At 59.5% G+C, this 13,233-nt stretch carries 18 protein-coding genes; 11 read left to right on the top strand and 7 right to left on the bottom strand.

Features of this window, described 5'->3' with window-relative positions:
* Positions 1-35 precede the first annotated feature (35 nt).
* Entirely contained in the window at positions 36-995 is a 960-nt protein-coding gene (locus C0058_RS10860) for a sugar ABC transporter substrate-binding protein (RefSeq protein WP_003219963.1), read from the bottom strand.
* A 566-nt stretch (positions 996-1,561) separates the two neighbouring features.
* Here C0058_RS10860 and C0058_RS10855 point away from each other — a divergent pair.
* From C0058_RS10855 to C0058_RS10845, 3 genes are all read left to right on the top strand, one after another.
* A complete protein-coding gene (locus C0058_RS10855) occupies positions 1,562-2,650 on the top strand; it encodes an asparaginase (protein WP_003219965.1) in 1,089 nt (362 codons plus the stop codon).
* Between the two features lie 228 nt (positions 2,651-2,878).
* Positions 2,879-3,130 (top strand): DUF1654 domain-containing protein, encoded by a 252-nt coding sequence (locus tag C0058_RS10850; RefSeq protein WP_023659007.1) that lies wholly within the window; start codon positions 2,879-2,881, stop codon positions 3,128-3,130.
* Between the two features lie 4 nt (positions 3,131-3,134).
* The gene (locus C0058_RS10845) at positions 3,135-3,824 is read left to right on the top strand and encodes an endonuclease (protein ID WP_008438696.1); all 690 of its coding nucleotides are present in this window, start codon (positions 3,135-3,137) and stop codon (positions 3,822-3,824) included.
* Between the two features lie 43 nt (positions 3,825-3,867).
* Here the strand turns inward: C0058_RS10845 and C0058_RS10840 are convergent, their stop codons facing one another.
* Positions 3,868-4,245 carry a hypothetical protein gene (locus C0058_RS10840; protein WP_032899812.1) on the bottom strand — a complete coding sequence of 126 codons (378 nt, stop codon included), beginning with the start codon at positions 4,243-4,245 and terminating at the stop codon, positions 3,868-3,870.
* Between the two features lie 263 nt (positions 4,246-4,508).
* Here C0058_RS10840 and csrA point away from each other — a divergent pair, with 263 nt between their 5' ends.
* A complete protein-coding gene (csrA, locus tag C0058_RS10835; protein WP_003192511.1) occupies positions 4,509-4,703 on the top strand; it encodes a carbon storage regulator CsrA in 195 nt (64 codons plus the stop codon).
* Between the two features lie 120 nt (positions 4,704-4,823).
* Here the strand turns inward: csrA and C0058_RS10830 are convergent, their stop codons facing one another.
* Entirely contained in the window at positions 4,824-5,282 is a 459-nt protein-coding gene (locus C0058_RS10830; protein ID WP_102368535.1) for a DUF2214 family protein, read from the bottom strand.
* A gap of 170 nt (positions 5,283-5,452) precedes the next feature.
* On the opposite strand from C0058_RS10830, the gene C0058_RS10825 reads away from it, so the two are divergent.
* Together C0058_RS10825 and C0058_RS10820 are read left to right on the top strand one after the other, a co-directional pair.
* Positions 5,453-5,713: a hypothetical protein gene (locus tag C0058_RS10825; protein WP_003219977.1), complete on the top strand. Its 261-nt coding sequence runs from the start codon at positions 5,453-5,455 to the stop codon at positions 5,711-5,713.
* Positions 5,714-5,872: 159 nt separating this feature from the next.
* A complete protein-coding gene (locus tag C0058_RS10820) occupies positions 5,873-6,187 on the top strand; it encodes a hypothetical protein (RefSeq protein ID WP_008438700.1) in 315 nt (104 codons plus the stop codon).
* A gap of 16 nt (positions 6,188-6,203) precedes the next feature.
* Here C0058_RS10820 and C0058_RS10815 read toward each other — a convergent pair whose 3' ends face one another.
* Positions 6,204-6,878: an HAD-IA family hydrolase gene (locus C0058_RS10815; RefSeq protein WP_003219982.1), complete on the bottom strand. Its 675-nt coding sequence runs from the start codon at positions 6,876-6,878 to the stop codon at positions 6,204-6,206.
* 243 nt (positions 6,879-7,121) lie between these two features.
* Here C0058_RS10815 and C0058_RS10810 point away from each other — a divergent pair, with 243 nt between their 5' ends.
* The 5 genes from C0058_RS10810 (at position 7,122) to C0058_RS10790 (ending at position 10,767) form a co-directional block, all read left to right on the top strand.
* Positions 7,122-7,334, top strand: a complete 213-nt coding sequence (locus C0058_RS10810; RefSeq protein WP_102368534.1) for a phage infection protein — start codon at positions 7,122-7,124, stop codon at positions 7,332-7,334.
* Between the two features lie 161 nt (positions 7,335-7,495).
* A complete protein-coding gene (locus C0058_RS10805; protein WP_102368533.1) occupies positions 7,496-8,266 on the top strand; it encodes an alpha/beta fold hydrolase in 771 nt (256 codons plus the stop codon).
* Between the two features lie 111 nt (positions 8,267-8,377).
* Positions 8,378-8,635, top strand: coding sequence for a DUF2790 domain-containing protein (locus C0058_RS10800; RefSeq protein WP_003219985.1), 258 nt, complete (start codon positions 8,378-8,380; stop codon positions 8,633-8,635).
* A gap of 51 nt (positions 8,636-8,686) precedes the next feature.
* Positions 8,687-9,358, top strand: coding sequence for a heavy metal response regulator transcription factor (locus C0058_RS10795; RefSeq protein WP_003219986.1), 672 nt, complete (start codon positions 8,687-8,689; stop codon positions 9,356-9,358).
* Positions 9,355-10,767 carry a heavy metal sensor histidine kinase gene (locus C0058_RS10790; RefSeq protein ID WP_003219987.1) on the top strand — a complete coding sequence of 471 codons (1,413 nt, stop codon included), beginning with the start codon at positions 9,355-9,357 and terminating at the stop codon, positions 10,765-10,767. Before C0058_RS10795 ends, C0058_RS10790 begins: the two co-directional genes overlap by 4 nt.
* Here C0058_RS10790 and pcp read toward each other — a convergent pair.
* The 3 genes from pcp to C0058_RS10775 are packed head-to-tail and all read right to left on the bottom strand — an operon-like array spanning position 10,760 to position 13,075.
* Complete coding sequence (gene pcp, locus C0058_RS10785; protein WP_008438704.1) at positions 10,760-11,407, bottom strand: pyroglutamyl-peptidase I; 648 nt, start codon at positions 11,405-11,407, stop codon at positions 10,760-10,762. The two genes, C0058_RS10790 and pcp, sit on opposite strands and share 8 nt — an antisense overlap.
* A 7-nt stretch (positions 11,408-11,414) precedes the next feature.
* Positions 11,415-12,365, bottom strand: a complete 951-nt coding sequence (locus tag C0058_RS10780; RefSeq protein WP_003219989.1) for a DUF979 domain-containing protein — start codon at positions 12,363-12,365, stop codon at positions 11,415-11,417.
* Complete coding sequence (locus C0058_RS10775; RefSeq protein ID WP_003219990.1) at positions 12,362-13,075, bottom strand: DUF969 domain-containing protein; 714 nt, start codon at positions 13,073-13,075, stop codon at positions 12,362-12,364. Before C0058_RS10775 ends, C0058_RS10780 begins: the two co-directional genes overlap by 4 nt.
* Positions 13,076-13,233 lie beyond the last annotated feature (158 nt).

Genomic DNA, 13,233 nt, shown 5'->3' with positions numbered 1-13,233 from the left:
CGGGTGAGCGGACGCTGTTTTGTGCTGCCGGGGAATTACTTCTTGAGGATGAGTTCGACCGGGGTTTCGATCATGCCATCCACGGCATCGACTTTTTCACCCTTGACCAGCTTCAGAGCGTTCTGGATACCGAAAACGGCTTGCTGGGCAGCAGCCTGGTCGGCGGTGGCCAGGACACGGCCGTCCTGCAGCATCGGCTTGATGGCCTCGATGTTGTCGTAGCCTACGACCAGCACCTTGCCAGCCTTGCCGGCGCCACGTACGGCGGATACTGCGCCCAGTGCCATGTTGTCGTTACCGGCCAGCAGTGCCTTGATGTTCGGGTTTGCCTGGAGCATGGCAGCGGCAATCGCGTTGCCCTTGTCGATTTCCCACTCACCGGATTGGGTGGAGACGATCTTCATGCCGGCGGCATCCATCGCGTCCTTGAAGCCAGCGGTACGCTGCTGGGCGTTGGTGGTGGTGGACACACCTTCGATGATGCCAACCTGGTCACCCTTGGTGAGGTGCTTGGCCAGTTCTTCACCGACCAGGCGCGCGCCCTTGCGGTTGTCTGGACCTACGAACGGGATATCAAGGTTTTTGCTTTTCAGTACATCCACATCAAGACGGTTGTCGATGTTGACGATCTTGATGCCTTTGTCGGAGGCCTTTTTCAGCACGGTGACCAAGGCTTTCGAATCGGCGGGAGCAATGACGATCGCGTCAACCTTGGACAGGATCATCTGATTGACGATATCGATCTGTGCACTGGTATCGGTTTCGTTCTTGATCCCGTTGGTGATCATGTCGAAGTCGGCGGCGTGGGCTTTCTGGTATTCCTTGGCACCGTCCTGCATGGTGACGAAGAATTCGTTGGCGAGGGATTTCATGACCAGGCCGACCTTGGGTTTGGCGGCGGTCTCGGCAGCAAATGCAGAGGAAAGAGGCAGCGCAGCGGATGCGGCAGCAAGCACAGCGACAGCAAGAAGACGTCCAGCAAATGGCAGCTTCATGGGTTCACTCCGATCTTATGATTATTGTGAGCAACGCTTGCACCGAAGAACGCTTCGGCAGCCAACCCACCCGGGCGGCTGATACGAGCTTTCACGACACTCGAAGAGCACCCCGTGAAACATCTCGCAAACGTTTGCGTTAGGTCAAACTATGAGAAGCTTGTCGAGATTTGTCAACGGGAGAAAACAGCCTTTTGTTGAATCCGCTTTACGCCCTGCCCTCGAAGCCATCCGGTACCCCCTTTAAACATCCGCGTTGCTGGATCGTTCTCTGAAACGACAGGTCGCGGCGTGCCTCCTGCGTTTAAAACCAAACTTTTCCGTCATCCTTTTCGGACAACCGAACACCCGCGCACCGCTTTGTTCGGAAAGCCGGACAGAAGACCAAGCCATTTACTTACAAATCAAACAAATATAGATATAAATCAATAGGTTAAATTCTATTGCCAAACAAAATCCCGCTGGTACAAATCCTGCTCTTACTCAGCACCTCGTGGCGTTCAGAACCGCCCGGGTGTTTCTAGATGAACCTGCATCAGCACTCATCAAAACTAGAGAGAAGAATAATGAAATCTGCGTTGAAAACTTTCGTACCGGGCGCGTTAGCCCTCCTGCTGTTGTTCCCCGTTGCCGCTCAGGCAAAAGAAGCTGAAACCCAGCAAAAACTGTCCAACGTGGTGATCCTTGCCACCGGCGGCACCATCGCCGGCGCCGGCGCCAGCGCGGCCAACAGTGCGACCTACCAGGCCGCCAAGGTCGGCATCGAACAATTGATCGCCGGTGTTCCTGAGCTTAGCCAGATCGCCAATGTCCGCGGCGAACAAGTATTGCAAATTGCCTCCGAAAGCATCACCAACGAAAACCTCCTGCAACTGGGTCGTCGTGTCGCCGAACTGGCCGACAGCAAGGACGTCGACGGCATCGTGATCACCCACGGTACCGACACCCTGGAAGAGACTGCCTACTTCCTCAACCTGGTGGAAAAGACCGACAAGCCAATCGTCGTGGTCGGCTCGATGCGCCCAGGCACCGCCATGTCGGCTGATGGCATGCTCAACCTGTACAACGCCGTTGCCGTCGCCGGCAGCAAGGACGCCCGCGGCAAAGGCGTACTGGTGACCATGAACGACGAGATCCAGTCGGGTCGCGACGTCAGCAAGATGATCAACATCAAGACTGAAGCGTTCAAGAGCCCATGGGGCCCGCTGGGCATGGTGGTAGAAGGCAAATCCTACTGGTTCCGCCTGCCAGCCAAGCGTCACACCATGAACTCGGAATTCGACATCAAGACCATCAAAAGCCTGCCGGACGTCGAAATCGCCTATTCCTATGGCAACGTAAGCGACACCGCCTACAAGGCCCTGGCCCAGGCCGGCGCGAAAGCCATCATCCACGCCGGTACCGGCAATGGTTCGGTGTCGTCCAAGGTGGTGCCTGCCCTGCAGGAACTGCGCAAGCAAGGCGTACAGATCATTCGCTCTTCCCACGTGAATGCCGGTGGTTTCGTTCTGCGTAACGCCGAACAACCAGACGACAAATACGACTGGGTAGTTGCCCATGACCTGAACCCGCAGAAAGCCCGCATCCTGGCCATGGTCGCCCTGACCAAGACCCAGGACAGCAAGGAACTGCAACGGATGTTCTGGGAATATTGATCGCTCCCGGGCCCGGCCGGCAACGGTTGGGCCATCCCGCTCGTGGCGTACCGCGAGCGGGTCTGATTTCCTCCGCTTTACCCCCGCGCAAAAAACCTTTGAAAAACAAAGCGTTCCTACACCAAATCGGCAAAACCACTGTCAGAAGAAATTCTTGAATTTTAAGCAGTTGCGAAATTGCCCACAGTTAAATACTGTATGCACGTACAGCCTAATAAGGAATACTCCGTGGCAAAGCCCTCTTCCGCAGCACCAACACCTCCTGATGCCTACCAACGACTGGCCGTTCGCGTGCAAAAAATCATCAATTCCACCAACGCCCAGAAGAACAAGGCGGCGTTGATCTTCCGTTTGCCGGAGGAACCGGAAGACGAGTGGGCACGACTACTGGAGGAGATCGCAGAAAACGACAACGTCACCCTCGCCTATCGCGATGACGGTGGCGTGCAGATTTTCTGGGTTGTGCCGAAGGAAGATTGAGTCAATGAGTGTCCGTTTTATCAGTCTGTTGTGTGTGTTTTTTGCTGTTACCGCTCAAGCCCAAGCCCCCAGGACATTCAGCGAAGCCAAGAAAATCGCCTGGAAACTGTATGAACCGCAATCCACGGAGTTCTATTGCGGCTGCAAATACAACGGCAACCGGGTAGACCTGAAAGCCTGCGGCTATATCCCGCGCAAAAACGCCAACCGGGCGGCACGTATTGAATGGGAACACATTGTTCCGGCCTGGCAGATCGGCCATCAGCGCCAGTGCTGGCAGGATGGCGGGCGCAAGAACTGCACCCGCAAGGACGCGGTCTACAAGCGGGCCGAAGCCGACCTGCACAACCTGGTGCCGAGCATCGGCGAGGTGAATGGCGACCGAAACAATTTCAGTTTTGGCTGGCTGCCGGTACAAAGCGGCCAATATGGATCATGCCTGACCCAGGTGGACTTCAAGGCCAAGAAGGTCATGCCCCGCCCTTCCATTCGCGGCATGATCGCCCGAACCTATTTCTATATGAGTAAGCAGTATGGCCTGCGCTTGTCGAAACAGGATCGCCAGCTGTATGAAGCCTGGAACAAGACCTACCCGGTACAGCCCTGGGAACGCCAGCGCAATCAAACCGTGGCGTGCGTGATGGGGCGCGGCAATGAATTTGTCGGCCCGGTGAACTTGAAAGCCTGCGGCTGAACGAAAAAAGCGGGAGCGCCATGGCCTCCCGCTTGTCGACTCTTTACTGCGCAACCTTGTGTTCGATGACCTCGGACACCGTGTCATTCTTCTTCGCAGTGGCCAGTTTCTCGGTCAACTGCGCTTGTTTCGCCTCGGCCTCGGCCTTGGTGCTGAATGGGCCCAGCAGCACCTGGTCCTTACCGTCTTCCTTCGCCAGATAGAAACTGAAACCGTGTTCCAGCAACCACGCGGTCAGGTCAGTCATCGCCTGCAGCTTGTGATCCGGCGGCCCCACCCATACATCCCACTCTTGAGAGGCGATCGCGCCGACCGCAGGTTGCGCCTGGGCGGGCGCCTCGGCAACGGCAGGCCTGGCCTTGGGGGCGTCGACACTTTTACCTTCACCGCAACCGGCCAATGCCAACACCGCAATTGCCATCGCTACTTTACGCACTACCCTGCTCCTTAGAGGATCAAAGAGGCGACTTTATCATTCACTGTCTATTCTGGCCGTCATAAACGTTGGCTTAAACAATGCGAATGATGTATCGCAGACCTGTATGATGGCGGCATGGGAATTAATGCCGCCTCTATGCGTCCTAAAAGAGGCAGCCACAGGGAAGCGCTTCGCAGTAAGCTACACACATCCGACATCTGCCCTGTCTGAAACATGTGTCCTTCAAAGCAATCAAGGAGAAGTCCATGCTGATACTCACCCGCAAAGTCGGTGAAAGCATAAACATCGGTGATGACATCACGATCACCATCCTGGGCGTTAGCGGCCAGCAAGTAAGAATCGGCATCAATGCTCCAAAGGACGTTGCCGTGCATCGCGAGGAGATCTACCAACGTATCCAGGCGGGCCTGACGGCTCCGGATAAAAACCAGACACCTTGAAGCGCCTCCAGTAGCCAGCCCTTTCGTTCACTGTAACGGCTGGCGAAAACCTCTTTCAGCCTGTTCGCGGCTTCCCGCGGCCAGCGCGCCCTATTCCCTTGTTCCAGCGTCAGGCCAGCGTCATCCCAGGCCGATACCGCGTGCCATGCCACTCGCTGCAATCATCATCAGCACCAGCAGTAACGCCTGCACATGGCTGATGCGCGCAAAAAGACCTGCCTGGTGCAAATCGAGGCGCGTGCCACGCGCCAACGCGATGCGCCATTTGATAAAGCGAATCATCGGCGCGAGCTCCAGTAACAAAATTAATACAAGCAGCGTCATCTTCACGTGAAACAACGGCTGGTGCAGGTAATAATCACTGCCCTTTTCGTAGCCGCCGAAGGCCCGCAGGCCACCGGTTACCAATAACACCAGGGCACTGATTCCCCAGATGTTGTCCGCGATCAATACGCGGCGCAGGGTGGATGGGTCACTATCAGATACACCGCGCAATGCCTTGCCACGCGCAAGCACGGCCGACAAAGCCATGGCGAATGCCAGTAAATGGACTGCTGCAAGAAACCACTGAACCAACATAAGGCGTACTCCCTTTTGTATGACACATGGCAGGAACACTTCTCAGTAATAGTCGCTGGCTGCGTTCAACGCATGAAACAGCCTGCAAACAAAGGGAACTTGTGGAGTTTTCCAGGGCCGAATCTCGTGACAAATCCCCTACAGTCTGCAGCGCGCCAAGGAGCACGTTGATGAGGCGTACCGTTAAACAGCCTTACTTATCCAAGTCTTGGTTGATTGTCACGCTGATCAGCGTGGCGTTTGTGGCGCTGGAGTATGGCCTCAAGTTCGAAATCGAAGGTTCCTCCGACAAAGCCTACTCATGGCTGGACCTGACGCTGTTCCTGAGCGCGTACTTGTTTTTCTTCTGCCTCAAGCCCATTCAGGTCGCCGTCCATCGCAGACTGTGCCGGCGCGCGCCTCACAGTGATCGCCGCAAAGCCTCATCCTGACGGCTTTGGGTTTCATCTTGAAGTTCGTTGCCCCAGCGCGGTGTATCCCGCAAGCGGGTTGAAACCGCCGCCGCAGTTGCTATCAGATCGCCGGTATTTACAGCTGCGCGACACAACCTATGCTTGGGCATGCACGGTCGGTGAAAGGTTGTAGCGCTGATGGACACACTGAGTAAAAGCGAAATCGAATCAGCACTGGCAGCGCGCCTGCCGAGCTACAAAATCGTCTGCACCCTGCATGCCGATGGCACGCTTTCCGCGATTCTCAGCGGCCCGGAAGCTGATCACTTTGCGGTGACCGGCATCGTCCGCGCCCACCATCGAGGGCCGGAGGCGATTGCCAGGCTTGCCAGCGAAATCCTCAAGGAAATGGTCTTGTCCCGCCAGGGGCTCAAGGGCAACCGCCTGCAGACGCTGACTGGAAACGGCTCCAACGTTGAACCGCCCCTATACGAAGAAGGCCGATCCGGGTAACCGGGTCGGCCTTTTTTTACGCCAGGCGCTGTAGATGCAACAGCCCGGCTTCGTCCCGCTGAACCTGTAGACGCTCATACCCGTCAATCGAAGGATGCGCGGTGACCATGGGCACAAGGTGGGTCGACGTCACCACCATCACATCGGCCCCCGCCGCCTCGCCGGCGCGAATCCCGACGCTGGCATCCTCAAACACCAGGCAGTCCTGTACCGGTACTCCCAGCCGTTGCGCACCGAGCACATAACAGGCCGGATCCGGCTTGCCGCTGGCGACATCCTCCGCGGTGACCAGCACCGCCGGCGGGTTGATCCCGGCCGCCTGCATACGGCGCAGAGCCAGTGCCTTGGGGGCAGACGTAACCAGCGCCCATTGATCGCCGGGCAATGCGTTGAGGAATTCCACCGCGCCCGCAATCGCCACCACCCCTTCCACATCCTCAAGTTCAGCCTCGGTAATCCACTGCGCCTCAGCCTGCGCGTCCACACCGGGCAACGCCTGGCGGGTGATGGTATCGATGGCCCGGGCACCATGGATGGTCTTCAGAAAGGCCTCGACATCCAGCCCATGGCGTTCAGCCCAGGTGGCCCATACGCGCTCGGCGGCGGCAATGGAGTTCAGGAGTGTGCCATCCATATCGAACAGGAAGGCGCGGTAACGGTGGGCGAATACAGCTGAATCGCGGGTGGACACTGCTCGGCTTCCTCTTGCTTTCGTCACCCGGTCTTGGGCGCTGACGAACCACTTGCCTGGTGCAATCTACGGATCGGCCCAAACGCTGTAAACCTTCCCGTGGTTTGTATCGGACTGTATGGGAACCCCGCCTGGATACGCGAACCCGCATTTCGCCACGCCTGGGCACACATGGCAGATACACCCCGGCGATTAACTACGACCACCAGCCAATCCGGCTGACTCACGCGTAGGAGCCTCATCATGTTCAATCTCTCGAAAGCTTCGTCCCTGGTACTCGGCCTGACTGTCATCGCGGGCCTCGGGCTGTCATCCATGGCGTCGGCCGACACCCACGCTGGCGCGGTCAAAGACCAGTCATCCCACCTGCTCGCCGAGGGCGGCGCAGATCGCCTGCACGAACGCGGCCTGGCGGAAGGCGGCGCTGAACGCCTGCAAGCAGCCCGTACTGTCTGATGGGTCACCGTCCAACCAGGGCAGCCTTCCGGCTGCCCATTGCATTACAAACTTGTCATCAAGCTGTCAGTGTTGCCCTCACCCTCACTTCATACAGTGAAGTCGTCAGTCACCCACAGCGGGTGACCCAACTTCCCACTGAAAATGAAGCGAGCCCGCCCATGAAACCTGCAAGCAAACTCTGCCTGATCGCCGCCAGCCTGTTGATGCTGGGGACCGGCGCCGCCGTGGCCGGCCCGATTGCACCGGTGAAAGCCAATAACGTAGTGCTGGTACACGGCTCCTGGGCCGACGGTTCCAGCTGGTCCGAAGTGATTACCCGCCTGCAGGCCGCCGGCTTGCATGTAACCGCCGTGCAAAACCCGCTGACCTCGGTGGCGGATGACGTCGCTGCCACCAATCGCGTACTCGATCAACAGGACGGTCCTACCGTGCTGGTCGGCCATTCCTACGCCGGCACCGTGGTCAGCGACGCCGGGGTCAACCCCAAGGTCAGCTCCCTGGTATACGTCGCCGCCCGCGCTCCGGACGCCAACGAAGACTTCGTCGCCCTGTCCGCCAAGTACCCAAGCACACCCGTGCGGGCCGGTGTGGTGGAGCACGACGGTTACCTGACCCTGAATCAGGACGCCTTCCTCAAGTACTTTGCCGCCGATGTACCCCACGCCAAGGCCATGGAGCTGTACGCCGTGCAACAACCGATCGCCAAGACCCTGTTCAGCGGTCGCACCGTCAACGCCGCGTGGCACACCAAGCCGTCCTGGTATGCGGTGTCCAGCAATGACCAGACCATCAACCCGGACCTGGAACGCTTTCTCGCCAAGCGCATGAACGCCACCACCATCGAGGTGCCATCGAGCCACTTGTCCCTGGTTTCCCACGCCAAGGAAATCACCGACCTGATCCTCGAAGCGTCCGGCCGCCAGCCTTAAGCCCTTCATTACGATCTTGTCATCATCCTGTTGGCTGGCTGTTTGTGTCGCCTGGTTACTGTGAACTCACTGCCGGATACCGGCAGCCAACCTTTAAAGAGAGATACCGCCATGAAACTGTTTATCCTCGGCTTTGCTGCCCTCCTCGCCACCGGCTCGGCCTTTGCCGATACCACCGCCACCACCTCGGTGATCCATGACACCCCCGGCTTCTTCATGCACATGGACGTGGCCAAAGTACTGTCGAGCACCGATACCTACGGCCAGTGCGGCATTGTCCCTGCGCGCCTCGACTACCTCGACAGCCAGGGCCGCGAACACGTGCTGGACTATCAAGTACAGGGCATCGGCTGCCCCAATGACAATTGATCGGGCTACACTTGCGCCACGCAAGAACTGCACATCACCAGGGCGAATCCCATGAATATCCTCGTAGTCGAAGACGAGCCCAAGGCGGGCAACTACCTGCTTAACGGCCTGCAGGAACTGGGTTACTCCGTGAGCCTTGCCCGCGATGGCGTGGACGGTTTGCACCAGGCCCTGGAAACCCCGTTCGACGTGATCGTGCTGGACGTGATGATGCCGAAGATGGACGGCTGGGAAGTGCTGCGTCGCCTGCGCAAGGAAGCCGACACGCCGGTGCTGTTCCTGACCGCCCGGGACGATATTGCCGACCGCATCAAGGGCCTGGAACTGGGCGCCGACGATTACCTGATCAAGCCGTTTTCCTTCGCCGAACTGGTGGCGCGCCTGCGCACCCTGACCCGGCGCGGGCCAAGCCGTGAAGAAGAACACTTGCAGATCGCCGACCTGCAGATCGACGTGCTCAAGCGCCGCGTCAGCCGTGGCGGCGTGCGCATCACCCTGACCAACAAGGAGTTCGCCTTGTTGCACTTGTTCGCCACCCATCAGGACCAGGTACTCTCGCGCTCGCTGATCGCCTCAAGGGTGTGGGACATGAATTTCGACAGCGACACCAATGTGGTCGACGTGGCCGTGCGCCGCCTGCGCCTGAAAATCGACGACCCGTTCCAGCTCAAGCTGATCCATAGCGTGCGCGGCATCGGCTATCGCTTCGATACGCAACCATGAGCAAGCCCCGGCATTACTCCCTGACGCTGCGCCTGGCGCTGATCTTCGCCCTGCTGGCGTTCGCCCTGCTGGCAACCCTCGGCGTGGCGCTGTACCGCGACCTTGAGCGCGAACTGATCCACCGTGACGACGCTGCGCTGATCTACCGCGTCGACCAACTGCGCAACCTGCTGAACGACAGCAACACCCTGGACCTGATCAAGACCAAGCCCGAACTGTTCCAGAATATGCTCGGCAACCGCGAATCGGTACTGAGCATCGCCGCACCCGGGCAGAAACCGCTGCTGGAAGTGAACCCCGGCAACATCGACATGCCCGACGTTGCACCGGTGCCCCGGGACCACGCCCTGGAATTCGCCGACGTGCAGCATTTACCCGGCGTCAATGGCGTCCCCTTCTCCACCCTCGCCGCCACCATCGATTCAGGCGACCTGGGCAGCCTGCAAGTCACTACCGGGCGGTTGATGACCGAGCGCACCGCAGTGCTCGCCAGCTACCGGCTGAGTGTCTATATCCTCGCCAGCATCGCGGCATTGGTACTGGCGGTGGTCGGTTACCTGATGGTGCATCGCGGCCTGCTGCCATTGCGGCGCTTGGCCGTGCATGCCCAGGGCATCGGCGTCGGCAACCTCGCCGCGCGCCTCGACAGCCACGGCGCCCCCAAAGAACTGCTGCCGATGATTGATTCGTTCAACACCATGCTCGAACGCCTGGCCAAGGGTTTTGTGCAACTGGGCCAGGTCTCCACCGACATGGCCCACGAACTGCGCACGCCGATCAATAACTTGCTCGGGGAAACCCAGGTGGCGCTGCAGCAACACCGTAGCATCGAGGCCTACCAGCAACTGCTGGCCTCCAACGTCGAAGAACTCGAACGCCTGGCGCGCATGCTCGACAACATGCTGTTCCTAGCCCGCACCGACCCGGCCAGTGCGCTGCGCCAGCGCCAGGAACTGGACGCGGCCGACGAAGTGGAACGCATGGCCGACTACTTCGAAGGCCTGGCGGGCGATGTCGACATCAGCATCCTCGCCCAGGGCGCCGGTGTGATCTGGGCCGAGCCGATGCTGCTGCGCCGTGCCCTGGCCAACCTGTGCGCCAACGCCATCAAATATGGTGCGCCCGCCTCTGAACTGCTGATCCAGGCCACACCCTGCGCCGAAGGCATCAACCTGACAGTGACCAACCACGGCGCGACCATCCCGGCGGAGCACTTGCCCAGGTTGTTCGAGCGGTTTTATCGCGTGGATGAATCACGGGAGCGTTCGGCGCATTCCAATGGATTGGGGCTGTCGATTGTCGCGACCATCATGCAGTTGCATAACGGCCGATACAGCGTGAGCAGCGAGAACGGTGTGACATGCTTTGCGTTGTTTTTCCCGGGACGCGAAGCCGAAAACCTCAGCTGACTTGCCCACCCGTTTCAGTGATATCCACCAGGGTATTCCAGGCCGTCAGCAGCGCAATCCGCAAGCCCTCGACCTGCATCGGCAACGCCATCGAGGCCGGCTCGGGTATTCGGCCCACCACCTGCTCGGGCAGCCACGGCACATGGATGAAACCGCTGCGTACCCCTGACCCGGCGAGCGCGTGTTGCAACAGATAGAACACCTGGTTGCACACGAAAGTGCCGGCGGTTTGCGACACGCTGGCCCCAATGCCGGCCTCGCGCACGGCCCTTACCATGGCCTTGCTCGGCAAGGTGCCGAAGTAGGCCGCAGGGCCGCCGGGCAGCACTTCCGTGTCGACAGGTTGCTCACCCAGGTTGTCCGGAATCCGCGCGTCATTGAGGTTGATCGCGACCCGCTCGATGGAAATATCACTGCGCCCGGGGCCCAGCCCGACAGCAATGACCATCTGCGGGCGGTGTTCGGCCAACAGCTGAGCCAGGCGCTCGCCCGCCGTGGCAAAGGCACAGGGTAACTGCCGCGCGACAATCCGCACATCAGCGCCCAGCTGCACACCCTCCAACAGACGTACCGCCTCCCAGGACGGGTTGACAAGGTCTTGGTCAAACGGTTCGAAACCCGTCAGCAATACAGTGCGCATTTCAGCCTCACATCAGCAGGTAGAGCAGGACAATATTGACCACCAGCATCATCAACGCGGTCGGCATCTGTGCCTTGATGACCGCGTTTTTATCCGGCAGCTCCAGCAACGCTGCCGGGACAATATTGAAGTTGGCCGCCATGGGTGTCATCAGCGTACCGCAGTAACCGGAGAACATGCCGATGGCAGCCATCACCGCCGGGTTGCCGCCGTAGATGCCTACCAGCACCGGTACGCCAACGCCGCCGGTCATCACCGGGAAGGCGGCAAAGCCATTGCCCATGATCACGGTAAACAGTGCCATGCCCAACACATACACCATCACCGCTACCAGCTTGTAATCCAGGTTGATATAGGTGGTGGTGATGTGCGCCACCGCTGTGCCCACGCCCGCTTCGTTGAACAACAGCCCGAGCATCGCCAGCATCTGCGGCAGCACCATCGCCCAGCCCAGCGCTTCGGTGAGGCGCCGGGATTCGCGAAGGGCTTGCACCGGGGTGTCCCGCGTCAGCCAGCAGGCCAGCGCCAGTGCAATCAGGCAGCCGATACCCAGGGAAACAAAGGTGGTGTTCTTCGGGTCCAGCAGCGGCACGCCGCCGATCTCGGTGTGTTTGAGCAATACCGAGCCGATCACCGTGGTCAACGGAATGGCCAATGCCGGGATAAACAATTTATGCCCCAGGCGACCAGCGCTGGCCCGTGCGGCCTTGTCATGCAACTGGGCATGCGCGCCGCGGCCTACGCCGCCCAGGCCCGCGATGAGTGCCATCACCACCACGCCCACGCCGACCACCACCGAGGGCAGGCGCTCCCCCACCAGGAACGGAATGGCAAACAGCAGCCAGAACAACGAACTCGACCAGCGCTTGGGGTGGGTGCGATCCATCAGGATCATCCCGGCGGTGATCACCAGCAGAACGCCGGCCAGCCAGTACAGGTATTGAATGGAAATGATCATTGCGCCGCCTCCGCTGTGTTGGCCGGCAACAGCTCTCGGGTCAGCATTCGGTCAAAGCGGTGCAAGCGAATCGCGTGAATGATGAAGGCGCAGATCGCCGTCGGGATGCCCCAGACCGCAATGTGCAGAGGCTCGACATCAATCCCCGAACCCAGCAGGAACGTGTGCATCAACGCAATCGCACCAAAGGCGACGAAGATATCCTCGCCAAAAAACAGCCCTACGTTGTCGGTCGCGGCACACATGGCCAGGACCTTGTGGCGAAGCTTGTCGGGGAGTTTGCCATAGCGTTTTTCCGCCGCGCCTTCCGCCATCGGCGCCAGCAACGGGCGCACCATCTGCGGGTGCCCGCCCAGGCTCGTCAGGCCCATGGCCGCTGTGGATTCACGCACAAAGAGATAGATGATCAGCAAGCGCCCAACCGTGGCCCGCTCAAAGCGCGCGATCCAGTTTTGCGCATGCAGGCGCAAGCCATGGCGCTCCAGCAAGCCGATGACAGCCAGGGGCAACAACAGGATCAATTGCAAGGCGCGAGTCTGGAGGAAGCCGTCGCCCATGGTGGCGAGGATCTTTTCCAGTGGAAAGTGGGCGGCAAACCCGGTGGCAATCGCTGCCGCCGTGACGACCAGCAGCGGATTGAAGCGCAACACAAAGCCGACCACGATGACGAGTACGCCAATCAGCGGCCATAGGTTCACAACAGTTTGCATGGTGGTGAGGTCCTTAAGTGCGCGCTGCGGCGCCAGTAAAGCAGGTAGTGAACAAAGGGTTCACTGCAAGAAAACGGCGTGCAGCCCGGCTCGATTTTTTATTGTTGACCTGGAAGGTCGAGCGTCAGTGGCCGCATCTTTGCTGCTTGGGGAGGGAG

It is taken from the genome of Pseudomonas sp. NC02, assembly GCF_002874965.1.
Lineage (GTDB): Bacteria > Pseudomonadota > Gammaproteobacteria > Pseudomonadales > Pseudomonadaceae > Aquipseudomonas.
This window is presented reverse-complemented; position numbering and strand designations above follow the sequence as displayed.

Excerpts from the sequence above, each read along its gene's own strand:
- C0058_RS10780 (WP_003219989.1), bottom strand. The coding sequence starts at position 12,365 with ATGATCATTTCCATTCAATACCTGTACTGGCTGGCCGGCGTTCTGCTG.
- C0058_RS10845 (WP_008438696.1), top strand. The coding sequence starts at position 3,135 with ATGAGTGTCCGTTTTATCAGTCTGTTGTGTGTGTTTTTTGCTGTTACC.
- C0058_RS10775 (WP_003219990.1), bottom strand. The coding sequence starts at position 13,075 with ATGCAAACTGTTGTGAACCTATGGCCGCTGATTGGCGTACTCGTCATC.
- C0058_RS10825 (WP_003219977.1), top strand. The coding sequence starts at position 5,453 with ATGAGGCGTACCGTTAAACAGCCTTACTTATCCAAGTCTTGGTTGATT.
- C0058_RS10810 (WP_102368534.1), top strand. The coding sequence starts at position 7,122 with ATGTTCAATCTCTCGAAAGCTTCGTCCCTGGTACTCGGCCTGACTGTC.
- C0058_RS10830 (WP_102368535.1), bottom strand. The coding sequence starts at position 5,282 with ATGTTGGTTCAGTGGTTTCTTGCAGCAGTCCATTTACTGGCATTCGCC.
- C0058_RS10820 (WP_008438700.1), top strand. The coding sequence starts at position 5,873 with ATGGACACACTGAGTAAAAGCGAAATCGAATCAGCACTGGCAGCGCGC.
- C0058_RS10805 (WP_102368533.1), top strand. The coding sequence starts at position 7,496 with ATGAAACCTGCAAGCAAACTCTGCCTGATCGCCGCCAGCCTGTTGATG.
- csrA (WP_003192511.1), top strand. The coding sequence starts at position 4,509 with ATGCTGATACTCACCCGCAAAGTCGGTGAAAGCATAAACATCGGTGAT.
- C0058_RS10855 (WP_003219965.1), top strand. The coding sequence starts at position 1,562 with ATGAAATCTGCGTTGAAAACTTTCGTACCGGGCGCGTTAGCCCTCCTG.
- C0058_RS10800 (WP_003219985.1), top strand. The coding sequence starts at position 8,378 with ATGAAACTGTTTATCCTCGGCTTTGCTGCCCTCCTCGCCACCGGCTCG.
- C0058_RS10790 (WP_003219987.1), top strand. The coding sequence starts at position 9,355 with ATGAGCAAGCCCCGGCATTACTCCCTGACGCTGCGCCTGGCGCTGATC.
- C0058_RS10840 (WP_032899812.1), bottom strand. The coding sequence starts at position 4,245 with ATGGCAATTGCGGTGTTGGCATTGGCCGGTTGCGGTGAAGGTAAAAGT.
- C0058_RS10860 (WP_003219963.1), bottom strand. The coding sequence starts at position 995 with ATGAAGCTGCCATTTGCTGGACGTCTTCTTGCTGTCGCTGTGCTTGCT.
- C0058_RS10795 (WP_003219986.1), top strand. The coding sequence starts at position 8,687 with ATGAATATCCTCGTAGTCGAAGACGAGCCCAAGGCGGGCAACTACCTG.
- pcp (WP_008438704.1), bottom strand. The coding sequence starts at position 11,407 with ATGCGCACTGTATTGCTGACGGGTTTCGAACCGTTTGACCAAGACCTT.